This is a genomic window from Vibrio sp. R12-SW3-ISO1 (assembly GCF_059834005.1).
In genome coordinates this window covers 76300-102750 of sequence record NZ_JCBDGK010000039.1, presented here as the reverse complement: position 1 = coordinate 102750, position 26451 = coordinate 76300, and the positions used below count along the sequence as shown (strand labels likewise).

The 26451-nt window shown below is 50.5% G+C and carries 17 protein-coding genes and 1 pseudogene; 6 read left to right on the top strand and 12 right to left on the bottom strand.

What is annotated here, in order from left to right:
• The first annotated feature begins 98 nt into the window (after positions 1 to 98).
• From AC6R0R_RS10675 to AC6R0R_RS10650, 6 genes are all read left to right on the top strand, one after another.
• Positions 99 to 470 carry a YacL family protein gene (locus AC6R0R_RS10675; protein ID WP_487902101.1) on the top strand — a complete coding sequence of 124 codons (372 nt, stop codon included), beginning with the start codon at positions 99 to 101 and terminating at the stop codon, positions 468 to 470.
• A 188-nt stretch (positions 471 to 658) separates the two neighbouring features.
• Positions 659 to 997 (top strand): P-II family nitrogen regulator, encoded by a 339-nt coding sequence (gene glnK, locus AC6R0R_RS10670; protein ID WP_334553954.1) that lies wholly within the window; start codon positions 659 to 661, stop codon positions 995 to 997.
• Between the two features lie 27 nt (positions 998 to 1024).
• Positions 1025 to 2254, top strand: coding sequence for an ammonium transporter (locus AC6R0R_RS10665; RefSeq protein WP_334553955.1), 1230 nt, complete (start codon positions 1025 to 1027; stop codon positions 2252 to 2254).
• A gap of 295 nt (positions 2255 to 2549) precedes the next feature.
• Positions 2550 to 3566, top strand: coding sequence for a Fe(3+) ABC transporter substrate-binding protein (locus AC6R0R_RS10660; protein WP_500626648.1), 1017 nt, complete (start codon positions 2550 to 2552; stop codon positions 3564 to 3566).
• Between the two features lie 167 nt (positions 3567 to 3733).
• Positions 3734 to 5359: an ABC transporter permease gene (locus AC6R0R_RS10655; protein WP_500626647.1), complete on the top strand. Its 1626-nt coding sequence runs from the start codon at positions 3734 to 3736 to the stop codon at positions 5357 to 5359.
• Positions 5359 to 6390: an ABC transporter ATP-binding protein gene (locus AC6R0R_RS10650; protein ID WP_487902098.1), complete on the top strand. Its 1032-nt coding sequence runs from the start codon at positions 5359 to 5361 to the stop codon at positions 6388 to 6390. Before AC6R0R_RS10655 ends, AC6R0R_RS10650 begins: the two co-directional genes overlap by 1 nt.
• A gap of 95 nt (positions 6391 to 6485) precedes the next feature.
• On the opposite strand, the gene AC6R0R_RS10645 is transcribed toward AC6R0R_RS10650, so the two are convergent.
• The 12 genes and pseudogenes from AC6R0R_RS10645 to rsmC all read right to left on the bottom strand — a co-directional run bounded on the left by AC6R0R_RS10645 (position 6486) and on the right by rsmC (position 26432).
• Positions 6486 to 7907 carry a phosphoglucomutase/phosphomannomutase family protein gene (locus AC6R0R_RS10645; RefSeq protein WP_500626646.1) on the bottom strand — a complete coding sequence of 474 codons (1422 nt, stop codon included), beginning with the start codon at positions 7905 to 7907 and terminating at the stop codon, positions 6486 to 6488.
• Positions 7908 to 7964: 57 nt separating this feature from the next.
• Positions 7965 to 10370, bottom strand: a complete 2406-nt coding sequence (locus AC6R0R_RS10640; RefSeq protein ID WP_500626645.1) for a glycoside hydrolase family 94 protein — start codon at positions 10368 to 10370, stop codon at positions 7965 to 7967.
• A gap of 207 nt (positions 10371 to 10577) precedes the next feature.
• Positions 10578 to 12497: pseudogene (locus AC6R0R_RS10635) on the bottom strand (beta-N-acetylhexosaminidase); the annotation flags it as partial.
• Entirely contained in the window at positions 12494 to 13402 is a 909-nt protein-coding gene (locus AC6R0R_RS10630; RefSeq protein WP_500626644.1) for a glucosamine kinase nucleotide-binding domain-containing protein, read from the bottom strand. The pseudogene AC6R0R_RS10635 and the gene AC6R0R_RS10630, both read right to left, overlap by 4 nt.
• Positions 13399 to 15201 (bottom strand): glycoside hydrolase family 9 protein, encoded by a 1803-nt coding sequence (locus AC6R0R_RS10625; RefSeq protein ID WP_500626643.1) that lies wholly within the window; start codon positions 15199 to 15201, stop codon positions 13399 to 13401. Before AC6R0R_RS10625 ends, AC6R0R_RS10630 begins: the two co-directional genes overlap by 4 nt.
• Before the next feature lie 116 nt (positions 15202 to 15317).
• Positions 15318 to 16313, bottom strand: a complete 996-nt coding sequence (locus tag AC6R0R_RS10620; RefSeq protein ID WP_334553970.1) for an ABC transporter ATP-binding protein — start codon at positions 16311 to 16313, stop codon at positions 15318 to 15320.
• A 37-nt stretch (positions 16314 to 16350) separates the two neighbouring features.
• Positions 16351 to 17334: an ABC transporter ATP-binding protein gene (locus AC6R0R_RS10615; RefSeq protein WP_334553972.1), complete on the bottom strand. Its 984-nt coding sequence runs from the start codon at positions 17332 to 17334 to the stop codon at positions 16351 to 16353.
• Between the two features lie 2 nt (positions 17335 to 17336).
• A complete protein-coding gene (locus tag AC6R0R_RS10610; RefSeq protein ID WP_500626642.1) occupies positions 17337 to 18362 on the bottom strand; it encodes an ABC transporter permease in 1026 nt (341 codons plus the stop codon).
• A gap of 2 nt (positions 18363 to 18364) precedes the next feature.
• On the bottom strand, positions 18365 to 19351 hold the full coding sequence (locus tag AC6R0R_RS10605; protein ID WP_500626641.1) for an ABC transporter permease: 987 nt from the start codon (positions 19349 to 19351) through the stop codon (positions 18365 to 18367).
• Between the two features lie 174 nt (positions 19352 to 19525).
• Positions 19526 to 21208, bottom strand: a complete 1683-nt coding sequence (locus AC6R0R_RS10600) for an ABC transporter substrate-binding protein (protein ID WP_500626640.1) — start codon at positions 21206 to 21208, stop codon at positions 19526 to 19528.
• Positions 21209 to 21846: 638 nt separating this feature from the next.
• The gene (locus tag AC6R0R_RS10595) at positions 21847 to 25233 is read right to left on the bottom strand and encodes a response regulator (protein ID WP_500626639.1); all 3387 of its coding nucleotides are present in this window, start codon (positions 25231 to 25233) and stop codon (positions 21847 to 21849) included.
• Between the two features lie 164 nt (positions 25234 to 25397).
• Entirely contained in the window at positions 25398 to 26432 is a 1035-nt protein-coding gene (gene rsmC, locus AC6R0R_RS10590) for a 16S rRNA (guanine(1207)-N(2))-methyltransferase RsmC (RefSeq protein WP_500626638.1), read from the bottom strand.
• Positions 26433 to 26451: the final 19 nt, after the last annotated feature.

Sequence of the window (26451 nt, the reverse complement as noted above, 5' to 3'; positions counted from 1 at the left end):
TTTAGGCGGATGGTGTCGATTTTTAGAGTGTCTGAGGCCGATTTTAGGTATAGTGCGCGCCTTTTCTTCACGACTTTTTCTGGGTAGGTGGCTCAATTATGGAATTTGAATTTATTAAGAATACCTTACTGGGTGACGTCTACGTAAGATCCAGTATGGGGCATGAGGTCTTTGGTCGCTGGCTTCAGGAAGAAATTGGTCAAGACCCCGTCAAACTCGAGAGCATTGATCAGTTGCTAGCCAGTGCGAAAGCTGCGCCTCAGCAAGAGTTCATTTTAGAAGGCCGAGAAATTTCATTGACAGTTCAAGGTGATGAAGTGTTAGTGGAAGAGAACAGCTTAAAGCATGACTTTGACCTTGGCGCGGAAAGTGAGTTTGAGTTGTATGAGAGCGAGAGCCGTGCAAGCTGCGGTTTGGAAGATTTCGAACAACTGCTCGACCAGTGGAAATCCTTTCTTCGTACAATGTAATGCACCCTATTGGTGAATGAATTCACTGATGCTCTGTTTTTGGGAAGTGCGCGCACCTTTATGGTGCGCGTTTTTCGTTCTACAGGATGGGGTTTTAATATAATTTCATATTTATCAATTAGTTAAAAACTTGGCACGCACCTTGGATTATAGAAAAGCAAAAGGATGACTGCTTCAGAGAGGATGCGATGAAACTTATTAATGCGATTATCAAACCGTTCAAATTAGATGATGTTCGAGAGGCGTTAGCCGATGTGGGCATCGAGGGGATGACTGTATCAGAGGTGAAAGGCTTTGGTCGTCAAAAAGGCCATACAGAACTTTACCGTGGTGCAGAATATCAAGTCGATTTTCTACCCAAAGTAAAACTAGAGATCGCCACTCAGGCTGAAAACGTTGACCGCGTTATCGAAGCCATCACGAAAGCGGCGCACACCGGAAAAATTGGTGACGGTAAGATTTTTGTCTACGACCTAAGTCAAGCAGTGCGTATTCGTACTGGTGAGACGGATGTTGAGGCACTTTAAGAATTCAAAGGACTGGAGATAAACACGATGGAATTATCAACAACAGTAACAGAGTTACGTTACGCACTAGACACCTTTTTCTTCCTCATTTCAGGTGCGTTAGTTATGTGGATGGCAGCGGGTTTTGCGATGCTGGAAGCGGGTCTAGTACGTTCAAAGAACACCACTGAAATCCTAACCAAAAACTTCTGCCTATACGCTATCGCTTGTACCATGTACTTGGTGGTTGGCTACAACATCATGTACGTCGACAACGGCGAAGGCGGTTGGCTACCATCAATCGGTGCGCTGATTGGTACGCAAGGTGAAGGTGCAGACCACTCCCTTGAGTCTGACTTCTTCTTCCAAGTTGTGTTCGTGGCGACGGCGATGTCGGTTGTCTCTGGCGCAGTGGCTGAGCGTATGAAGCTATGGGCTTTCTTGATTTTCGCTGTCGTACTTACAGCCTTCATCTACCCAGTCGAAGGTTACTGGACTTGGGGCGGTGGCTTCCTATCTGAAGCGGGCTTTAGCGACTTTGCAGGCTCTGGTATTGTTCACATGGCTGGCGCAGCAGCAGCATTGGCAGGCGTACTTCTTCTCGGTGCACGTAAAGGTAAATACGGCAAAAACGGTGAAATCTACCCAATTCCTGGTTCAAACATGCCATTGGCAACGTTGGGTACCTTCATCCTATGGTTCGGTTGGTTCGGTTTCAACGGTGGTTCACAGTTGATGGTATCAGATTTCGAGAACGCAACAGCGGTTGGTCAAATCTTCCTAAACACCAATGCCGCAGCCGCAGCAGGTGCCATTGCAGCGCTGTTTGTTTGTAAAACTACTTGGGGTAAAGCAGACCTGACTATGATTCTTAACGGTGCTTTGGCGGGCTTGGTAGCTATCACCGCAGACCCACTGTCACCATCACCACTTTACTCTGTGGCTATCGGTGCGGTATCAGGTGCATTGGTTGTGTTTAGCATCATCGGTCTAGACAAACTTAAGATTGACGATCCAGTGGGTGCTATCTCTGTTCACGGTGTGTGTGGCTTCTTCGGTCTGATGGTTGTGCCACTAAGCAACGGTGACGCTTCATTCGGTGCACAGCTTCTTGGTGCTGCAGTGATCTTCGCTTGGGTATTTGGTGCAAGCCTAGTGGTCTGGGGTATCTTGAAAGCAACAATGGGTATCCGAGTCTCTGAAGACGAAGAGATGGAAGGTATGGACATGCACGACTGTGGTGTTGGTGCTTACCCAGAGTTCGTGACTGTGAAATAAATCACTTTTTAATACAAAGTATGAAGCCCACACTCAGTGTGGGCTTTTTTTGATCTATGCTTCAGGGGCTGAGTAAAAGCACCATAGATACGCTCTGGCTTTTGAGACTGAGTTGATACAAAATTAATCAATATTTGGTTAGGTGTGATACAAGTTGTTACAAATAAAGGGGTTTAAAATCAGCCGTTAACCCGCCTGTTTTGCTTATTGATGGATTGTTTTCTAAAGTTTGTTGAATATAATAAACGCATTGATAAACATTATCATTATTATATAAATCTAAAGGATTGACTCGATGAAAAAACTGCTGACTCTTTCTGCATTAGCCTGTGCAACTGTTGCCCCAACCGCGGCTCTCGCTGCAGAAGAAGTAAATGTCTACTCTTACCGCCAGCCTTTCCTTGTTGAGCCGATGTTCAACGAATTTACCAAAGAAACCGGTATCAAAGTAAACGTCAAGTTTGCGAAAACAGGGATCGCAGAAAAGCTCGCTCAGGAAGGAGAGTACAGCCCAGCAGACGTCGTGCTCACTGTTGACATCAGCCGCTTAGCTGAGCTTACCGACAAAGGTCTGGTGCAAGCGGTAAACAGTGACGTGCTTGAGAGCAACATTCCTGCTCAATACCAAGATGAAAATAACGAATGGTTTGCTCTGACGACACGTACTCGCAGCGTTTACTCTTCGCGCGACCGCGTAGGCAAATTGGGTGAAGACTTCACTTACGCCGATTTAGCCAAGCCAGAGTTCAAAGGCAAAATCTGTACACGTAGCGGTAAGCACCCATACAACGTATCACTGATCTCCTCTATGATTGCTCATGAAGGCGAAGCTGCGACCAAAGCTTGGTTGGAAGGGGTGAAAGCGAACCTAGCACGTAAACCGCAAGGTAATGACCGTGCACAAGTGAAAGCCATTAAAGAAGGTTTGTGTGACGTGTCTCTAGGTAACAGCTACTACCTAGGCGCAATGGTTAACGATCCAGAGCAGAAAGCGTGGGCTGACGCGGTGTACATCAACTTCCCGAACCAAAGCACCACAGGGACACACGTGAACATCTCAGGTATGGCGATGGCGAAATACGCGCCTAACAAAGAGAACGCAGTGAAGCTGATGGAATTCCTTGCGGGTGACGTCGCGCAAGAGATGTACGCAGAAGTGAACTACGAATACCCAGTAAAAGCGGGCGTAAAACGTTCAGAGCTCGTGGCTTCTTGGGGTGACTTTAAAGCCGATACTCTCTCGTTAGATGAGATCGCCGATCACCACGAAGCAGCAGTGAAACTGCTTGATGAAGTGAAATTTGATCTGTAATTCTGCTCATACAGACCATTAATTAAAGACAACCTCAAGTCTCGCTTTTCTTTGTCGAGCTTGAGGTTGTTTGCTTATAAGGGTATAAATACACCTATACGGTTAAAGGATATGAGATGTATTTGCAACTGCATCTATCCCTCATACAGCCTGATGATAAATAGGCAATGAAAGAAAAATATTACTCATGGAAAACCAGCAGTGGAGCGCTTGCTTTGTTGCTGGTTTTACCGATCTTAGCGATATTCTACACCGCCATCGGCGAGACAGATGACCTCTTTGGCCATCTGATGTCGACTGTTCTCCCAACTTACACTTACAACACAGTGTTGCTAGCACTTGGAACCATGGCATTTTCTCTGCTTTTTGGCGTGCCGAGCGCGTGGTTGATGGCGATGTGTCGCCTGCCTAGTGAACGAGTATTGCAGTGGGCATTGGTCTTACCGCTGGCCATGCCCGCCTATATTGTCGGATACATCTTTACTGATTGGTTTGATTTTGCTGGCCCGGTGCAGGTGTGGCTGCGCGGCGTCACTGGCTGGGGACCGGGTGAGTACTGGTTTCCTGATATTCGCACCTTAAGCGGTGCGGTGGTGGTGCTGTCTTTGGTGCTCTACCCTTACGTGTATCTGCTGTGCCGTGCCGCGTTTATGGAACAGAATGTGTCGCTGTTGCAATCGGCGCGCTTATTGAAGTGCTCCCCTTGGGAGAGCTTTCGCCGAATTTCATTGCCACTGGCACGCCCGGCAATGGCGGTAGGGTTGTCGCTGGTTGCGATGGAGACCATCGGTGATTTTGGTACGGTCAGCTATTTCGCGGTCAATACGTTGACCACCGCGGTGTATGACACTTGGTTAGGCTACTCAAGCTTAACGGCCGCAGCAAAAATTTCCGCCATCATGTTGTTGATTGTGATCTTGCTGCTTAGCGCAGAACGCTACAGCCGACGCAAACAAAAGCTCTTTCAGCAGCAGTTTAATAGCCGTGAAGATTTTCGTTATGTGCTAACGGGTTGGAAGAAGTGGCTAGCCCTGATTTGGTGTTGGGGTTTGGTTTGTATCGCTTTTCTTTTCCCGCTGGGTCAACTGCTGATGTATGCCTACACCTACTTCTCACAAAGCTGGACCGCAGAGTTTCGCCAATTTGCGCTCAATAGTCTCTATGTCTCTATTTCCGCTGCGTTGATTGGTGTGGCGATCGCTTTGGTACTCAACTTCTGTCAGCGTATTACACCGAGTAAGACCAGCGTCAGTTTTATGCGCCTCTCTTCACTGGGCTATGCGGTGCCGGGCACAGTATTGGCAATTGGTATCATGGTGCCTGTACTCAGTCTCGATCATTTGGTTAATGATGTCGCTAAATGGATGGAGTGGGGACGCCCAGGGTTGATTTTCTCTGGTTCTATGTTTGCAGTTATCTTCGCCATGGTGGTGCGTTTTTCACCGGTGGCGATTGGCAGCATTGAAAGCAGTTTGAGCAAAGTGTCGCCCTCACTGGATATGGCATCGCGCACCATGGGGTGCAGCGTCAATCAGATGGTGTGGCGAGTTCATTTCCCACTGGTGCGTCGCGGCGCTTTGATTGCGGGCCTGCTAGTGTTTATTGAGTCGATGAAAGAGCTCAACGCCGCCCTTTTACTCCGCCCATTCAACTTCGAAACCTTAGCGACTTACGTCTATAACTTTGCCTCCGATGAGAAATTGGAGTTGGCGGCGCTACCTGCCGTATTGTTGGTTCTTGTTGGCCTTATTCCTTTAGTTCTGATCAACCGTTCACTGGAGCACACACACTAATGAGTTGCGCGCTATCTATTGAAAACCTCACTTGTAAATATGACGACCAGACCACGGTACTCGAGTCGTTATCTTTGCGGGTCGAGCATGGTGAAATTGTCTGTCTACTTGGCGCCAGTGGTTGTGGGAAAACGACGTTGCTCAAAGCGATTGCTGGTTTGCTTCCGCTCAGTTCAGGCACCATGAGTCTCAATTGCAACGTGATTGATAATGGCGAGCACTGGTTGCCGCCTGAGCAGCGCAACATTGGTATGATTTTCCAAGATTACGCGCTGTTTCCCCATCTGACGGTAGAACAAAACATTGCCTTTGGTTTGACCGCTCTCTCAGCGCAAGACAAACATCAGCGCGTGGAAGAGATGCTGGAATTGGTGCATCTCAGTGGTTATGGCGATCGCTACCCGCATCAGCTGTCGGGTGGTCAACAGCAACGCGTGGCCATTGCTCGCTCTTTGGCGTACAAGCCGGACTTGCTCTTGCTTGATGAGCCGTTCTCTAACATCGATACCCAAGTGCGCCATGAGCTGATTGGTGAAATTCGCAAGATTTTCAAAAAGCAGGGTGTTACGGCGATATTCGTCACCCATAGCCGTGAAGAGGCCTTTGCCTTTGCAGACAAAATGGCGGTGATGAACCACGGCGTCATTGAGCAATACGGCACGGCAGGCGAGCTTTACTACCAACCGTCGAGTAAATTTGTGGCGGATTTCTTGGGCGGCGGCAGTTACATCAAAGCCAAGCGCATCTCATCGTCTGAGTTCGAAACCGAACTCGGTGTGATTGAAGCGACTGCGCAACATGAGATCTCTCAAGGCGGCGAATGTGAATTGTTACTTCGTCCACAACATGTCCAGATCAGTGCGACTCAAGAGAGCAGTATCTCGGTGTTAGAGCAGCAGTTTATGGGTGATCACTGCCGTTATGTCATCAATGCGGGTGGTAATCTCTTGCTCGCCAGCTCCCCTGAGCCGTTGATGATTGGCCAACATGTGTCTGTCAAAGTCGATACCCAAGGCGTATTGGCGTTCTAGTCTAGAGCGGACATTCCGACAAAAAAATGCCCGGTATAGTACCGGGCAAATCTTCTTCACCTATAGGGTGGACCCAAGATGGATCGCGATGAAGCCTAGAGTTTGAGGAAGGTTTTCATTTGCAGCACTACTTTTTCAGCCGTGGCTTGGTCTGCCATTTCAGCAAAAATTCGCAGTAGTGGCTCAGTGCCAGAGAAACGTGCGATGACCCACCCGCCATTTTTAAACACCACTTTAGCGCCATCTTCGTAGCTGACTGTGTCGATGTCATACTCAAATTCAGGCAGTTGCTTCTCGACGTAGAGGCGATCATACAGCGCCTGTTTTTGCGACGCTTTAAACGTACAATCTCCTTCTGCGGTATAGGCGTAACCGTAGCGTGAATAGATTTCACCAAGCAGTTCGGAGAGTTTCTTCCCAGTAACGGAGATCATCTCCACCAATAAGCTGGATGCAAATACCCCATCTTTGCCCTTAATGTGACCGCGAATGGTCAAGCCGCCTGAGCTCTCTCCGCCGATCAGTGCATCGTGCGCTTCCATCTTGGAGCTGATGTGTTTAAAGCCAACCGGGACTTCATAACACGCTTCACCATGATCGGCGGCGATTTTATCGAGCAGGTGAGTGGTCGCGATGTTACGCACCACCGCACCTTTCCAGCCCTTGTACTCAAGTAGGTAGTAATAGAGCAGCATCAGTACTTCGTTGGGGTGAATAAAATGTCCTTTTTCATCAATGATGCCTAAACGGTCGGCATCCCCATCGGTACCAATACCAATGTCGTAGCCCTCTGCTGCCACCAGATGTTTGAGGCGATATAAGGTTGCAGCGCTAGGTGAGGGCATCAGTCCGCCAAAATCGGGGTTCTTGCCATCGTGAATCACATCCACATCGCAGCGGCCGTTAATCAAAACGGTTTGCAAAGCGTTCTTCGCGACCCCAAACATCGGGTCGATGAGAACGCGTAAGTTGGCTTTTTTAATCGCTTCAATGTCGATGAAATCGATGATGGAATCGACAAACTCGTTCATTGGATTAATGAGCTTAATACGCTGGCTATCAAGTGCCTGCTCAAATTCCATGCTCAACACATCGTTTTGGCTGAGGGTTTCAATTTGCGCTTCGATTTTTTGTGTGATCACTTCATCGGCGTCTCGGCCACCTTCGATGAACACCTTGATACCGTTGTAATCCGCTGGGTTGTGCGAGGCGGTGATGCATGCCGAGTAGGCGCAATTCATCTGCTTGGCCTTGAACATCACGATAGGGGTGGGCACGAATTTGTCGATAAAACTCACGCAGATCCCGTTCGCTGCGAGCACTTCAGCAAACCAGTGGCCCGCTTTATCGGAGAGAAAGCGGCGGTCATACCCAATCACGAATCCGCGGTCGCTGACCTGTTCGTGATTGATGATATTGGCCAGCGCTTGGGCAACAAGGCGCACGTTGTCTTTTGTGAACGCTTCACCAATAAACGCACGCCAACCGCCGGTGCCAAATTTAATTGCTGAACTCATAGTTGTTTTCCTTTCTAGCAAACCCAGAGCGGCGCGAGGACGCTCTGGGCTGACTCGTTATCCCAATACCACGACCACTTGGTTGACAGAGCCTTGAGGCTGAACCGGAACCACACCTTCGACGGCTTGGCCGTTCACCGTGATGGATTGAACCCCTTTGCTCACCGAATTCGGATTGTCGACTTTGATGTGATAAGTGGCACCTAGCCACTCACGCGTAACCTCAAAGCTCGGCCAACCGGTCGGAATACACGGGTCGATGGTTAGGCCATCAAAGCCACTGCGCACACCCAAAATAAAGTTGGTGACCGCAAAGTAAGCCCAGCCTGAGGTGCCGGTTAGCCAAGGGTGGTTGGCGCGGCCATGATCTTGATGATCGCGCCCCATGATGAATTGGACGTAGGAGTAAGGCTCCGCGACACGTTTCTCGATGATGTCGTTTTGGTTGTATGGGTTGAGCGCATCGTAGAACTTCATCGCACGATCGCCGCGGCCCAGTTTGGCCTCTGCGACCCAAGCCCAAGGGTTAGGGTGTGAGAAGATGGCGCCGTTTTCTTTCACGCCCTGGTAGACACGAGTAACAAAGCCGATGTCGTCATTAGGGGTCGCGAATGATGGCGAGTTGAGATGCAAGCCGTATTCGGAGAATAGGTGTTCATCAACTGCGTCCATGGCTCGCTCGCCACGCTGCTGCGAGACCGCACCAGAGAGGACGGCGAGGGTGTTCGACTCCAGATGGACACGGCCTTCTTTTTGCTGCGCAGTACCAATCTTGTCGCCATTTTTGGTCAAGCCGCGAATGTACCAACCGCCTTCGTCGTCCCAGAGGTGAGTTTCACACGCTTCACGGACATTAGCCGCCATTTGGCTGTATTTCTCCACATCCTCCTCTTTACCAAGGAACTTGGCCAAGTCGATGAACTCTTGCAGTGCCCAGAAATGGAGGAAAGAGACCATCGATGACTCGCCGCCACCAAGGTTGAGACAGTCATTCCAGTCAGCGCGCAGGCCTTTACAGATGCCGGTTTGACCGACGTACTCAGCCGAGAAGTCGAGCGCGGCTTTCATGTGCTCATAGACACTGGCTTCGCCGCCATCGGCATACGGAATGGTCTCATCAAAAAATCCGTGCTCGCCCGTTTCCATCACGTATTTACAGATGGTCGGCACCAACCAAAGGTGATCGTCAGAGCAGGTATCTTCAATGCCGTGGATCTTATCTTCATCGGAAGGGGTTGGAACCACGGTTGGTGATTTGGAGGGTTTCACATCCGCTTTTTCAGGATCGAACCAGTCAGGATCAAACAAGTGCAGACCGTACCCCGCTTTGACCTGACCGCGAAGCAGATCGACAATGCGCTTGCGCGTCATTTTCGGGTTGGCGTGTGGGACGGAAATCGCATCCTGAGCCGTGTCACGATAGCCCAGCCCGGTGCGTCCACCTACTTCAATAAAGGAAGCGAAACGTGACCAGACAACACAGGTCTCGGCTTGGTACAGCGTCCAAGTGTTGATCATGGTATCCAGCCCTTCGTTTGGCGAGTGGACTTGGAACTTGTTGCAGCGCTCGTCCCAGTGCGCTTTGATGCCGGCAAAGGCGCGATCGATTTCATTCACATCTTGGTATTTGGCGCGCAAACGCTCGCCATTGCCTTTTCCAATACCCAGCAAGTAGGCGAAACGTACTTCTTCACCCGGTGCAAGCGTGAACTGTTTGTGTAGTGAGCCACAGTGGTTGTAACAAGTTTGCGCGCTGTTCGAGCAGCGTCCTTGCTCGACGGCAATCGGATTGGCTTCGTCACGATAGAGACCAAGGAAACGATCGCGTTGACCATCATACGAGTCTGGATCGAAGGTGGAGGCGAGGTAATAGAAGCCTTCAAAATCGTTGGTGTTGTAGTAGAGATCATACTCAATCACGCCGTCACGGTATTCGGTGCCCGCAGAGTAAAGTGACATCTGGTGGTTTTGATTGTCCGATTGAATATGGCTAAATGAGAATTCGACGAACGAAAATGCGCTGATCGTGCGTGGCGTATCTGAGGTGTTTTTGATCACCACATCCCAAATTTCAACGTCTTCGCCTTTCGGTACAAATAAGGTTTTGGTCGCGCTAATGCCACTGTACTCACATTTGAATTTGGAGTAAGAGAGGCCGTGGCGCACTTCATAGGTCGCTTCGTCTAAACTCTTCGCAACCGGCTGCCATGAGATAGACCAGTAATCACCGCTGACATCATCGCGCAGATAGACGTAATGCCCAGGGCGATCAAAGCTGGCATTGGGGCGGAATTTGGTGACGCGATTGTACTCAGGGGAGTTGTAGAAAGAGTAGCCGCCCGCATTGTGCGAAATGACGGTACAGAACTTTTCTGTGCCTAAGTAGTTAGTCCATGGTGCAGGGACGTCTGGTCGAGTGATGACGTATTCACGATGTTCGTTATCGAAATAGCCGTATTTCATGTGTCTTTCCTTTTAACAAGTTACCAATCAGTAACCAAATCTAAGCTAGTGAAAACTGTAAGTAGTGATTCAATGGGTTAAGTTCATCGTCAGGATTGCGGGTCTCTAACCCGCGCTATCCGACGCTCATTTTTTCGTCTTGTCACCTCGTTGTTTGGGTGCTTGAGGTTTTGGCGAGAGAGGTTTGGCGCTATAGCTTGCAGGTGTTCGCCAAGGCGCTCTATAGGCCACCCCCTGTTTGTCGAGCAGTGGTAAGTGGCCGTTAAGTCGCGCAAGATAGTCCAACCAATCGCGCTGGTGTTTTTCACTCCATCCCGCTTCGGCAAGCGCGGTTAGGCGCGGGAAAATCATGTAGTCCATGCGTGCAGGCTCGGTGACAATTTCGCTCCATAGCGCACATTGAATGCCTAAAATGCGACGTCGAATTGGGTCGTTGTCGGCGATGTCTGCCAGTGGCTCGTAGCGATACGCCTTTTCAAGCGGGATCACGCTGGCCCAATCGACCCCCGGCTCTTCAGGAGCGTAATCTTGGCTCATATCGAGATAGGTGCTTTGACCAGGCTGTAAGATGACGTCAAAGCCTTGTTTGGCGCAGTGCAATGCAGCGTCCTCACTGAGCCAAGAGTAGATCACGGTATCTTTGCTCACTTTGTCACCATGTTGCGCTTCTTCCCAACCGACCATTCGTTTACCTAAGCTGCGCAGCTTGCGTTCGGCGTAACGCAGCAGATGACCTTGTAGCTCTTTACTGCTTTGGTAGCCGTGCTCTTTCATTAAAGCGATGCACGCTGGGCTTTCTAGCCAGACCCCTTGCGGCACTTCGTCGGCGCCGATATGCACCCAAGGGGACGGGAAAAGCGCCGCCACTTCCTCAAGCACCGCGTCGAGAAACGCATAGGTACCAGGCAGAGCGGGGGACAACACGTTGTCGCTGTAATGCTGGATGCTGCGGTAGTTTGAGCGATCGCTGGCGTCATACAGCCATTCCGGTAGGGATTGGATCGCCGCTCGGCAGTGGCCTGGAATATCAATTTCAGGGATCACTGTGATGCCTCGCTCTGCGGCATAGTCGATCACGGCGGCGATCTCTTCTTGGCGGTAGTATCCACCGTAGCGCTGCCCTAGATGACTAAATTGCGCTTGCAACGCCAAATCTGGACCGCGAAACGCCCCAATCTCAGTTAATTGAGGCAAGGATTTGATTTCAATGCGCCACCCTTCGTCATCGGTAAGGTGCCAATGAAAGGTGTTGAATTTGTAGTGCGCCAGTTGGTTGATGAGGCGTTTGATCTGCGCCACCGAGTAAAAGTGGCGCGCGCAATCTAGCATCATGCCGCGATAGCGAAAACGAGGTTTATCGCTGATGGTGACCAGCGGCACGGCGAGCCCATTGCCTTGTTTCGCGGGTCTGATGAGCTGCAGCAAGGTGGCGCTGGCATGGATAAAACCGACGTCCGAGCCGGATTCAAGCTGCACACCATGATGAGTCACGGTTAAGTGGTACTCCCCCTCATCAAGTGTTGGGTTCGAGCGAAAGAGGATGTCACTTTGCCCAATTGTGTGCACCTCAAAATCATGCAGTGTGGCTAGCTCTTGTTGCAGCCAAGTAGCGCCGCGTTCTGCCAATGCGGTTTGCAAGGTGATTTGGCTGTGTTCAGAGAGACGATATTCGCCCTCTTTGAGTGCTAGAGCATTGGGCTTTGGAATCAGCGCCAATGGCGCTGACGGCAGCTCTGAGTGGGCTGGGATCTCGGCGCGTTCGCGGTAGGGCGAGGCGAGCGCGATCGGAGAGACATGCACCGCGTGTGTTTGGTGTTGCTCAAGGTCGATCAGCAGCGCATCTTTTAGTCCGTCGGTATAAAAGCGTAGTGGCGCGGTTTTGATGCTAAATTCGCAATAAAAGTGCTGGTTCGCGGTTAACGTGTCGACATCCGGCGTTAAAGTGCAAAAACTGCCGATCTGCACAATCTGCCCGTGGCTGACACTGCTTGGCTGAATGTAGCGATCAAGAATGAACTGTAACTGCCAGGTGGGCAGGTCTTGATCGGTTAAGTTGTGCAAGGTGAGGCCAAATCGGCAACCTTCTTTGCGCTCATTGAGCACCGCAAAATCCACTCGATAACTCATTGTGCACCTTCGTGTTGAATGTCGCTCAGTTTATAAAGGTTGTGCTCGGGTTTACCTGCAAACATCAGTGCCCCTTCGATGGCGTCGAACTTGGCAGGTACAATCAGACTTCTCATCGGTGGCGATAGCCACGCTTGCATGCGCTCCGCGACTCCGCCCATCAAACAGATGCGCGTCGCGCCTCGGCGGCGTAACGCTTGCAGCCACATTTCGATATCGTCACGGGTTTGTTGTAAGAGTGCCTGTGCCAACGGGCATCCTTCATCTGCGAATTGAAATATCTGAGGAGAAAACTGACCGTAATCGCGAGGCAGCGCTTGTTTTGACCAGGCAACAATCGCATCGACGTCATGGTGAAAGTGTGTCATCACGTAATGGTAGAGTGGTGTTTGGGGCTCAATGTCATCGTAGGCGAGCAGCACTTTTTGGATTAGCCTTAGCCCCATCATCGCGCCACTGCCTTGATCGGAGATGGGAAACTCACGGCCACCGACCACTTGCTGCTCACCACCGTTGATCAATAGACCGCATGAGCCTGTACCAGCAATCAGAATGGCACCATCTTGGCCGTCATGCGCGCCAAGACAAGCGCCATAGGCATCCGTATTGAGGACGATGGAGGCGAATAGGTGAGGCTGCTCCATCATCGCAAACCATGCAGACTTTTGCTCCGCGCCCGCGAGGGCAAGGCCAAGGTGCATGCGTGTGAAATCAGCGCTCGTCAACTCGGCCTGCGTGGCTGCTGTCGTGACGGCATCGACAATGGATGTCAGAGCAGGTTCGATGCCAAGTAAAATGTTAGCGCTGCCGCTTTTTCCCTCGCCAAGTAAGCGTCCCTGCGCATCTCGAATCCGTGCTCGGCACGAGGTGCCGCCGCCATCAATGCCGACATATAAATGGGTCATTGCGCTTGCTCCTTTGAGTACGGGTGAGTTTGAGAGAAGCGACGCGCCTGGTGACAAATGGCGAGCAGATACCACGCCGCATGAGGAATCCACTGTTCGCCCCAACGCCAGTTTTGCAGCATGTCATCACATTGAGGGGACGGATTGAAGGCGATGTCTCGTTCATCATCAAATCCGCTGGTAATGCCGTTACAAATCCCCCCTTTGGCGTTAAAAAAGCCCAGCTCAGGCAGGTAGTCTGGGTTGTTGTGACCTGCGCCATCAAGCATGCAGAGATCAAATGGGTTCAAGCCTAAAATCCAGCTCAAACAGTCTTCTGCAAAGCTATCCAATTGCTGACACAGTGCCGGGTTATCAAGGTGGCGCTGAGCGATATGGGCCATGCTCGCTAGAGAGCCGAGCCGCGCGTTTTCGCCCTGCCACCAGTAGCCGGTTTCATTGTCATGGGGAACGAAAAAGCGCGCGCTTTTCTCCTCTGACAGAGGCTTGGTGTATTGGCGAGGGTAACCAAAGGGGTTGTGCACCGCTTGCGTGATGGAGAGTTCAAACCGCACCGCTTGTTCAATCACGCGCTGGACGCTGTCTCGCTGCGCCACATCGGTTTCAATATCCAGATAGCGACACAAGCTGATGACTGGTAATCCTGCGTCACTGGCATGAAAGTAGGGGCGTGAGCCATTGTGATTGGCGGACCAGAAATGGTGCTGATCGTCATCGCTGCATTGACGCGCCATCAGTTTGTTGGCCCACTCTTGGCTTTGTTGCAGATAGCGTGTCTGTTTTGTGGCGCGATAGAGCTCACAACTGGCCAGTAATGCGCAGTACTCATCGATGATGTTTTCAACGCCATCGTCTAAGTACTCGCGGTTGTGTGAGATAAGGTGCCAATAGCCTTTTTCCGCCGCCGCCAAGTAGTCGTTGGGTCGATATTCTCCGCCTTGTTCGCACTGTGCGGCGGTAGCGAGCGCAGCAATTGCAATGCCGCCGCCTTGACGAAATCCAGCTTGAAAGTCCGAGGACTTATGGCCCAATTGTGTCGCATAGGCGCAAATGTGGCGTTTGCTGGTCTCTTTTGACCACTGGTCAAACACCGTCATGTAAAAGTAGCCATCAGGATGTTGCATTCGCACTAAGAAATCGGCGCCGTGCAATGCTTCTTCTGCCATTCTCAGGCGAGTAAACGCGGGGACGGAATCGAGCGTTTGCAGCTGCTCTAAGCCATTGAATAGGTTCCACACGACCATGGGGATCTGCTGTGGATTGAAGTAATTGGCATAAGATAGATGGCTGAGGTATTTGCTGACATCGCCGGAGGCGTCATACCAGCCGCCGTGGACATCCGCGTACGCATCATGGCCGTAAAGGGGCACGTGGCGATCTTGCTGATCAAACACGCCCGTACAACGCTGAGACTTAAAGTAGTGCAGCACATCGGACAGCGTGGCGCTGAGCAAGTGTTGATGGCGAATCTCGAAAGTGTGGGAGCAGACAGAGTCGTCATTGCTCAACTCGTTTTCTCTCGAGGTATCTTTTTTCAACGTATCTTTGTTCAACCTATCAATGGCCAAGTAGAACTGGCCGATTTGATCAAAAGTGGAAAACGGAATGCGAAAAAAATGCCCTTGGTGCCAATGGTCGACGGTGCCACCGGGCTCGGTTTGATAGGTGGCGAGCGTCTGATGACTCTGCGCGCACACAAGACGAGCAGTGGGGAGCGTCTCTAGTGCGTGGTTTGTCATCAGTACCGCCTGTTTTGGACCAAGGGCTTCATAACCAAGATGGTTAGTCAGTAGCTGCATTCTGTTCTCCGAACGTGGTATGTCTTATGCCGCGCAAGCGCGGGTATTCAAAGTGTTCATCACAGCCAAGGAGCGCCCTTGGCTGCGTTTTTGGTGCGATGGCTGTTTAAGCGCGATTAGTGCTCAAACAGATAGCAACGCACAAAGTGGTTTTCAGACAGTTGAGTGACCTCAGGTAATTGCTCACGGCAGCGCTCAGTGGCGTGCTCACAGCGCCCTGCAAATGGACAGCCGGTTGAGACGGGCGTCCAAAGCGGAATCTCCCCCTTGTTGCCTTTGAGCTTCTCGTGAATCGATTTACTCGGATCGGGCACCGCAGAAACCAGCAACTGCGTGTAGGGGTGTTGAGGTTTATGGATGATCTCTTCGGTATCGCCCCACTCGACCATGTGACCCACGTACATCACCGCCAGATCTTCGGCGATGTAGCGAGCTGTGGCGATGTCGTGCGTGATGTAGAGCAGTGACATCTGTTTGTCGAACTTCATCTCTTCCATCAGGTTCAATACCCCGGCACGAATCGACACATCGAGCATCGAGGTCGGTTCATCGGCAAGTACAACCTCAGCGCCAACGGCAATATTACGCGCCAAGTTGACCCGTTGGCGCTGACCACCGGAGAGTTGATGCGGGTATTTTTCTGCGGTCTCTTTCGGCGGAATAAGGCCCACTTGTTCCAGCAGATCGTACACTCGCTCTTGCAGTTCTTTTTTGTTGCCCGGCGTGACTTTTTTATGGATCAGCAAGGGACGGGCAATGTGGTGGAAAATATTGTGTGTTGGGTTGAGCGAGCCAAATGGGTCTTGCCAGACCATTTGTACCCCTTCGCGATAACTCATTAAGTCCGATTTTGACTTGATGGTTTGAATGTCACGGCCTTTGTAAATGATGTCGCCTGAGGTTGGCGCATACATTTTGGCGATCATTTTCGCGGTCGTGGATTTACCCGAGCCGGATTCGCCCACCACCGACAAACCGCGGCTTTTGTACATTTTGAATGACACGTCGTTGATCGCGCGCATCATAGGTTGTTGCAATGCATTGCTGTTGATCGGGAAATCTTTGACCAGATTTTTTCCCTCAATCAACAAGTCGCCATATTCTGTGCTCATAATGGTCTCCAATGAAATTCTTCAGCTTCTCAATTCGTTACAACTTTGCTTGCGCAATGGGCTCACCGTATAGGTGGCAGTTTGAGAAACGACTTGGCTCGATTTCTCGCAGTGAGGTCGCTTTGCGGGTGCAGGTGTCATGGACACGATCACAGCGCGCTTGGAAGCGACAACCTTGCGGTATCTCCAGCAAGTTGAGTGGGTTACCAGGAATGCCCGTCAATTTGGTTTTCGGCCCGGTTAATGGAGGGAAAGAGCTACCTAACCCCTTGGTGTAAGGGTGGTATGGACTTTCAAGAATTTGTTTTGAAGGTGCGACTTCAATCAGTTCACCGGAATACATGATGCCGATACGGTCAGAGAACTCGACCATCAGGGACAAATCATGAGTAATGAACAAAATAGAGAAACCGAACTCCTCTTTCAGCGCGTAGATCTTTTGCAAGATTTCGCGTTGCACCACCACATCAAGCGCGGTGGTAGGCTCATCCATGATGATCATTTTCGGATTCAACGCGAGAGCAATCGCAATAACCAGACGCTGACGCATGCCACCAGAGAACTGGTGAGGGTAGTCGGTCAGGCGACTTGGGTGAATATCGACGATCTCCAACAAGCCTTCGGCGCGGCGTCTGGCTTGTTCACGCGTCATATTGGTGTGGCGCATGATCACATCGCAAAACTGCTCTTCCATGGTCAACACGGGGTTGAGTGCGTTCATGGCGCTTTGGAAGACCATCGACATCTCGCTCCAGCGGAACGACTGCATTCTGTCATCGCTGTATTTGAGGATGTTTTCACCGTTGAAGATCACCTCGCCACCGGTAATAAACGCGGGCGGCTTGTGCAGACGCATGAGCGAGAAAGCGACAGTGGATTTACCACAGCCCGATTCACCGGCGAGACCGAAGACCTCGCCCGGAGCAATATCGAAGCTGACATCATTACAGGCGCGCACGTCACCGGCGGCTGTGATGTAATCAACGCATAAGTTGCGGATAGAAATGAGAGGTGCTGTCATGATTATTTGTCTCCGCTCCAGATTGCAGGTTGAGGTTCGAGCTCAGGTTTACGCTCTTTCTTGTCTTGTTCGGCCAGTTTCTTCCAGCGCTTCATGCCTTTGTGTGAACGAAGTTGCGGGTTAGCAATTTCATCAACGGCAAAGTTAAGCAGGGCAAGACCAGTCACAAGCAGTACAAGCGCCGCACACGGAGCTAGCAGTTCCCACCAAGCGCCAATCAGCATCGAGGAGGAGGTCTGGACGTTGTAGAGCATGATGCCCCAGCTGACCGTGTTCGGGTCACCAAGACCCAGGAAGGAGATGGTCGCTTCCATCATGATCGCGTACATCACAGAGCCAATGAAGCTAGCGCCAACAATGGGGATAAGGTTTGGCAAAATCTCGACGAAAATGATGCGCCAAGAGGACTCACCCAACACTTCCGCTGCTTTGACGAACTCTTTCTCACGCAATGCTAAGGTTTGCGAGCGTATCACCCTCGCGCCCCACGCCCAGGCGGTAAAGCCGATAATGAGTGCAATCGTCAGCGGGCCTGCTTCACCGATGAAGGCGGCAAGAACAAACAGCAACGGGTATTGTGGGATAACCAGCATGATGTTCATTGCGGCAGTGAGGAAGTCATCAATGCGCCCACCAAAGTAGCCCGCAGAGATACCGATGATGGTGGCAAGAAAGCAGACGGTGATCCCTGCGCCAAAGCCAACCGCCAGTGAAACGCGAGCGCCGTGAACAAACTGAGACCAAACATCGCGGCCCATACGTGTGGTGCCCATGACATGATCCGCGTTTTTCGACATGATCAGCGTGCGGCGATCCGTGGCGAGGTTGTCAGCCACCCAACCCTCTGGGTTGTTTTGTGCCGCTTTGACCACAAAAGAGGGGTATTCATGCGGGTTGCCCGAACGCTTGTCTGGCGCATGCTTGGTCAGCATGGGCGCGGCGAGGGCGATAAATAGGAACAGGCTCAAAATAATGCAGCCAACGAGCGCAATCGGGTTGCCAACGATCAGTTTAAAGAAACCTTTCATGATTATTTCCCTCCCTTACGTAGGCGAGGATCGAGCACGACATACAGCATGTCGGCAAGAAGGTTAAAGAACAGCATAAACAACGTCATGATCAGGAGCTGACCTTGCAGCACTTGGTAGTCACGCGCTTTGATGGCGTTAAATAGCACGGAGCCAAGACCGGGGTAGTTGAAGATGATTTCGATGATCAACTGACCACCGATAGCCATACCCAATGCCATCGAAAGTGCGGTAACACTTGGTAAGAGCGCATTACGTGCCGCGTAGTTGAAGACCACTCGGTTCTCGCTCAGTCCTTTTCCTTTCGCCATGGTGATGTAATCTTCGGCGAGCAGGTTGATCATGTTGTTACGCATGTTGACCAAGAAGCCACCGATCTGAACGATAGAGGCGCAAAATAGAGGCAGAACCGCGTGATAGGCGACATCTTTAATAAAGGCCCAGCTGGTCCAGTCGGGAATGGTGCCTGCGGTATAGGCATAGCTTGTCGGGAACCATTTCAAGCCGATGGCGAAGACAAACATGGCGATCATGGCGATAACCACTTGAGGCACCGCTTGGATGGTCAGCATGCCTGGCGTGACAAACGCATCGTATTTGCTACCTCGTTTCCAGGCGGCGAAAATGCCCAAGATAGAACCGAGTGAGAACGAAATCACCACCGCGGTACCCGCGAGAAACAGTGACCAACCGAACGCACTGCCGAGTAGCTTGTTCACCGATAGTGGGTAGAACTGAATCGAAGTACCGAGCTCCCAGCTCAGAATGTTTTTCATGTACGCGTAGTACTGAGCGAGATAGCCGCCTTCGACAAAGCCGAGTAACTCTTTCATAGCAGCGATACGCTCAGGCGTCACTTGAACCGATGCATTGGCAAACATCATGGTGACGGGATCGCCTGGCATGGCGCGCGGAATAATAAAGTTTAACGTCGCAGCAACGAGCAAAGCGACAAAATAAAAGGACAAACGTCTTAAAAAGTAACCCATAACTCACACCTTACTTATCCAGATTTTTCCTGTTTCTGGTTTCAGGTCGCTCAAGCAAACCGTAAAATTTTGAGCGAAAAATCCCCTGACGACGGGCGCCATAGCTTTAACAACTTAAAGTTTTGGGGATTAAGCGGCGTACGGATGCACGCCGCAAAGACAAAGCAAACTCACTTATTTCACTGGTTTTAGGTCCAGTACGTGAAGTAGACGCTCTGGGATACCAGCCCAAATGTTTGGACGGCCTTTTGGATTCTCTTCGTTCCACCAGCCAGTGAAGCGAGTGGTGTTGTATTGGTACATGTAAGCACCAGACATCACAGGAATCGTCACTTGGTCAGCGGCAATGATTTGCTGGATACCGTGAGCGATCTCTAGCTGCTCATTTTTGTCCGCTGTTTTGTAGAAGCTATTGAGTAGTCCATCTAGCTTGTCGTTTTTGTAGAAGTGCATCGCGAAGCGCGGCATACCTTCACCCGATTGCAGTGCTGAGTTGTACGCACTGTTCCAGTAAGTGTATGGGTCTGCACCGTGGAAGTAGTTGGTGTACGCCACATCGTATGTCCCTTCAAGCATGGCTTGGTTGTAGACAGAGAAGTCTGGAGTACGTGCACGGGCTTTGATGCCCACTTCTGCGAGTTGTTCAACCGCAAGCTGTACCGTGTTGTTAAAGTCGGTCCAGCCGTTTGGTGATTGAATCAATAGCTCAAACGATTTGCCTGATGGCGTGTCGACAAAGCCATCTTTGTTGACGTCTTTAAAGCCCGCTTTCTTCAGAAGTTCTTTCGCACCTTCCACATTGTACGTGTTGTAGCCTTTGTACTTGTTGTGAGTGCTCTCATCAGACCAAGCTTCAAACGCGTAACCTAGACCAGAGGCAAAGTCATTCACTGTACCGCCGCCGTAGAACGCGATGTCGATGATGGTTTGACGATCCAGTGCCATTGAGAACGCACGACGGAAGTCAACATTCGTCAACGCTTCGTTTTTAGCTGGATCTGGGTTTTTGTAGTTGACGACAAACGCTTGTGTGCCCGCTGGCGGGTACCAGTATTGGTGATTCGGACTTGCTGCTGCGTACGTGCGATCGATGTCTGGAATGAAGGATGATGTCCAGTCCATCTCACCGTTCACGACTTTACCTAGGAATTGGTCGTTATTCGCGATTTGTGGAACGCGTAGACAGTCAACCTCAAGGTTGTCGGCATCCCAGTAGTTAGGGTTTGCACACTGAATGTAGAGCTGAGCGGTGAAGGTGTCGATTTCAGTAAATGGACCTGAACCTACAGGGTTTTCGTTAGTAAATGTCGCAGGGTCTTTGACGTCTTTCCACACGTGCTCAGGGACGACAGGCACTTTCGCAATTTCGTAAGGAACGTTTGAGTTCGCTTCCGTTAGGCGGAATTTCACTTGGTAGTCGTTGATTTTCTCAACGCCAGTAACCCAAGAGTTGATACCGCTTTGGTCCAGTTCAGGTTTGTTTTTCACTAGGTTGAAAGAGAACGCGACGTCGTTCGCGTCAAATGTTTCGCCATCAGACCATTTCACGCCTTTGCGAATGTCAAAAGTGACGCTCATTAGGTCGTCAGACATCTTGTACGCTTCTGCCAAACGGAACACTGGTGTGTTGCCGTGCATCTCATTGAAGACAACGAGTGGCTCATACATGAAGTCTGTTGTGGTGTGAAGGTTGGTCGCACCTAGGTACGGGTTGAAGTTACGAACAAAGGTCGTGAACTCTTTAGGGTGGACGGTTAGCTCACTGCGCTCTGCCGCTGTTGCTACTGATGCAAAACCTGTAGTTGCAGTTGCGATAATCGCGGTTGCTAGTGCTGTTTTCTTAATGTTGGCAAGCATAGCTGTTCCTTACTATTTGCTTTCATTTCACAATGGTTGGAATGTCATCAATTGATAAACACTCACTAAGGCCTACCTCAGATTGGTGCTGACCAAGACGGAGGACCCAGTCAGCCAGAGTGGCCTGTAGGCCTTAGGCACAGTAAGAAAACACCGGAAGCGGAAAACGTGCAATCCTCTTTCCCGTTAAAAACGTTAAAACCAATCAATGACTCGTTAAAACCGTTAAAAAACACAGCAATTGTTTTAATTTTAATCAATTTATTGGTTTGAAGTTTATCGCATAAAAGCGCCACATTTGAGGTGTTTGTAAGTGCGTACTATCGCCATATTTATTCTAATAAAGGCTTGTTGACGGAGCTGGATTTGATTGAGATCTTGGTCACTTGCCCTGATTTGGGTTAATTTACCTCGTTAATTATAATCTGCCGTTCTGTTGTGATTGGCTTCGCAAACTGCCGTAAAAATTCCTTCTTGCCAGTATTTGAACGTGTTAATCGTCGATATTTTGCCGCATCACACGAGATAAATAACCTAGCTATCATGGTTTTTTTACGTCGTGTAGTAACTGTTTGAGGCGTGAGAAAGGGTGTTTTTCAGGGCAGAAAAAAGCCCGCTAGGCAGCGGGCTCAATCAGCTTAGTTAGTCAATAAGTGATGCAATTTATCGCGCAATTCTTCGATATGTTCGCGCTGTGGACTGCGTTCTTGGCAGTGCTCCAAGATGTAATCGAGCGAGCTTAATACCGTGCGCCAGCGTGGCGTCTTAGGCAGTGTTTCAACTCGCAGGTACTTGTCCAACGTACGAGTTTGCAGTGTGCTGCGGTCTAAGTAGACGCGCCACAACCCACTTTGTTCAGCAAAGGCGAATTTCGTCTGACCGGTCACGCTCTCCCAATAGTCTAACGCTTGAGTCATGGCATCGACCAAGACTTCGCGCATTAGATCTTGCTTGGATTTATTGTCACCGCTGACGCGCTCGGCTAAACGAGTAAATTCGCCACCGAGCTCTTTGAGTTCTTGCAGTTTGGCCTTGTCGCCTTCAAAGGCAAAGGTAGAGAGTGCCTCAATGGCCGTCTCTAGGTTGTGGATACGAGTGGCATTGACACTGCCACCCACATTGAAGATGTACATGGCGCGCAGGTCGGAGCCCTCAGGCATACGCAGGATGTCGGCGGAGATATGCTGACGAACATCTTCTACATAGACATCGATAGTGCCGCAGTAGTGATCTTGTTTGACACTGAGGTATTTTGGCGCAATAAGCTCGTCTGCGTTTGAGCGTTTGAGCTGCTCCGCAGAGCGGCGGAAGAGGCGTGAAGCCGCTTCATTGGCAAAGCGCACTTTGCCATCTTCACGTACACAAATGATGGCTTCAGGGGCCGATTCAAGTTGCTCGAGCAGTCGTCCTTGCGTTTCCAGTAAGCTGGCTTCGACCGCTGCACGTCGTTTTAACTCGATTTGCAGCTGCTGGTTCTCTTGTCGACGCAGCTCCGCTTTACTGGCGGTCAAATGGGCTTGAATGCGCGCCGCTAACTCTTGCTTGTTGAAAGGTTTGGATAGGTAGTCATTCGCTCCCGCATTGAAGCCTTTGACGCGATCGTCGCTTTGGTTAAGCGCCGTCAACATGATCACCGGCAGCGCGGCGTGATCGTACTGTTGACGTACTTTTTCACACACCTGATAGCCGTTCATGCCTGGCATCATGATGTCGAGCAGCAACAGTTGTGGTGGCTCTGCATCCAAGGCTTCCAACGCTTCTTGGCCATCTTTCGCGCAGCGTACACGATAGCCTTCAAGGCGCAGGAAGCTATCAAGCACCCGCAAATTGACTGGTTCATCATCGACCACCAGTAGCAACGGACCGTCTGGATTTTCTGGCAAACTCGAGACTTCAGGCAGCTCAATCTCAGTATTATCAGGCGCTTTAAAGTGAGGCAGTACCGTGTGATTGGCCTGGGCAATTTGTTCTTCACTTGCCATCGGGAGCGTAAAGCTGAAGGTCGTCCCTACCATGGGCTGGCTGCTGACGTACAGATTGCCGTGCATTAAATCGATCAATTGACGACTGATCGACAGGCCAAGCCCCGCCCCTTGGCGGTATCGATGAGCATCACTGCCTGCTTGAATGAGTGGCTCAAAAATGTGTTCCAGTTGATCGGCGGGAATACCTTGACCGGTATCCACCACCTGCACGCGTATTTGATCATCCACCACGCTAGCTGAGATAACGATCTTCCCTTCGCTGGTGTATTTGATGGCATTGCCAATTAGGTTATAGAGCACCTGTTCGAGGCGTTGCGGATCGGCACTGACCCAAACTGGCTCAACAGGGACCTGATTGATGATTCGAATCGGTTTGTTGCTCAGCAGGTGCGATGAGAGCTCAAGCACTAAGCGAGTAGCAGAAGAGAGATCCACTGCGCTGGTTTCAATATCGAGATTGCCATAGCGCATCTTGTGGTAATCGAGCAGATCGTCGACCAAGGTCGCGAGGCGCTGGCCGCTGCTGATAATGATCTCTAGCTGGTATTTATGATCTGAGGTGATCGGGCCATTGGCACCGGAGATCAGTGCTTCGGCGATGCCAACCATGCCATGCAGCGGCGTTCTGAGTTCATGAGAGGTGGTGGCTAAAAACTCATCTTTGAGTTTATTGGCGAGCTGTAACTCTTCATTTTGCTTTTTGATCAGTTTCAGATGGCTTTCGAGCTCTTCATTTTGCTCTTTAATTAACTGAATTTTCTCTCGAATGGAGCGCTGCATGCGCTCGAAACTGACCGCAAGTCGGCCAATCTCATCTTTACGGTTGGTGTTGTTAATATCCGCTTCTAAGTCGCCCGCCGAGACTTTTTCCGCCGACCATGTCAGTTGCAGCAGCGGCGAAGTGATGAAGTTGGACAGGTAATGCGAGGCGACAACGACTAAGACGATGGCACCTAACATGGCGAGAATAAACAGGGTTTCTAACTGATTGACGCGAGCAAAGGCGACCTTCATCGGCACTTCAACCACCATAGCCCAATGAATGCCTTTGACTTCAATCGGTGTGTACGCGGCAAACATCGACTCGTTATTGGCATTGGTGTAGGTGCCAACGGCACTTTCCCCGCTTAGGGCCAAATTGACCACCTCAAGGCTTTTTTCGACCTCGTTCTCATCGTAAGAGAGGGTGCGCGAGCGGTGATCTTGGCCGACCAATAAGGTTTTGATTGCCACCTGATTGCTTTTGTCCGCGATGAGTTTGGTGATGCCATTATTGGGGAGGCGAAACATCGCATAGCTGTGTAGGTAGCCTTGTTGAACAATGGGTGCACCAAACCACGCCACCATGCGACCTTGCTCGAGCGAAAAGTCAGAGATAATCACCGGGGTGTAATCTTCGTTGGTCTTGCGTCGTTCGGTCACTTGCTTGCGCAGGGCTTGAAAGGTTTTACCGAGATTTTGATCTTTGTAGCGGCCGCTCAGCAGGTTAGTGCCATAGTTATCGTGCTTGTAAATGGAGTAGGTGACATTACCTTCGCGGTCGACCAACAGAATGTCGTCAAAGTCGGAGCGTTTGAGCAGCTCTAGGTACGCCCAATGGTAGCGTTTGTGCAGCAGGCGATAGCGCTCTGTACCGGTGTAAACACTCGATTGAGGCAAAATCGAGGTTTTGATTTGATCTCCGGAGCCAGGAATATAGCGTTTTTGTGCGTACTCGCGTGCTTGTTCAATATCCAATCCCAAGCTTTGAAAGGCGTTGACTAAGCCGTAAAAGCGACCACCACTGGCGTAGGCCAGTTCTGAGCGAACAAAGCCCATCACTTCCGACTCTTTGGCGTAGAGGTAATCCTCAACCTGCTGCTGTTTGGTATCGCGCACTGAGGTGAGGTGGTAGGTGCTTTGCTCTTGCAGATCTTTGGTATGAGATTGGAGAAAAAAGATGGCCATTAAAGTCAACGGCGTGATGCTCAGTACCAAAAACGCCAACATTAACGTGTTTTGAAGACGCTTAAATCTTTGCTTTTTATACAACTTAAACATGTCGTGGGGGCTTATGGCTAAAAACGTTAATTTCTTAAACTGACAAATTTAACGAGTTTTTTTACTTTGACAAGTAAGTTGCCCGCAAAGCGTGGTTAGCGGCGCATTTTCAACGACAAGAGGACAAAATAGCCCAACTTCTGAGCGAGGTTGGGCGAGATAGGCTAGCGTTTGGCGTGATAAATAGCGAACTTGTTGGTCTTATTTAGTGTCTCGCATTTACCGAAAGCGGCGTCGATAATAGGCGGGTACTTGAGAAAGCTATTGGCAACAATAAACAGCGCTCCTTGGCGATTGAGGTGAGTGGGTGCTTGCTCAAGTAAGGTTTCGGTAGCACTGTAACTGGTATCAAGGCCTGAGTGGAACGGTGGGTTGCTGATGATAAATTGATAGTCATCATCGGTATCAGAGTAGATATCGGATGCAAACACACGCCCGGTTAAACCATTGGCGGCTAAGGTCGCTTGGCTTGATGCCACGGCCAGGGCGCTGATGTCACACATCTCTAGCTCTATACCAGGGTTGAGTGCAGCCATCACGCTGCCAATCACGCCCGCGCCACAACCAAAGTCGAGTACTTTTCCGCTGAGTGGCGGCAGGGTATCAAGCAGCAGTTGGCTGCCAATATCAAACTCACCGTGACTGAATACCCCAGGCAAACTGTGGATCGTCAGGCGCGTCTCTTGGTAGCTCACTTCATAGCGCTTAAACCAAGCGTCCAATTGAAACGCTGGGGGAGTTTGCGTGCATTGACCCCAATAGAAGGAGCAGCGGCGCGCTGAGTCATATTTGCGGATTGTGCCGTAGGGCTTGAACATTTTTTCGATGCTTTTAATGCCTGAGCGATTTTCCCCAACAACGACGATTTCGCACCCTTCACCCAATTGGGCCATCAACATTGCCAGTAGGTATTCTGCTTCCGCTTTGGCTTTTGGCCAGTACAGGAGCACTAAATCCGCTGGCGCTTTATTCTCGTCTTTGGGTTCGTATTGCACGCCAAACTGACAATCTATGGCGGTATGCGCACTCAACTGGCGATAGTAGCCATAGTGGGTGGTGAATACGGTGACCGATTGGCAGTGGTTGGCTAACTCAATGGGAAAGAGATCTTCGGATTCTCCTGCCACTAAGACGTGTTTACCTTCAAAGTAAGCGAGTTGACGTTGGGCAATTTGGCTAGGCGCGATGTAAGCAGACATAATGAGCTCTGACGGAAAA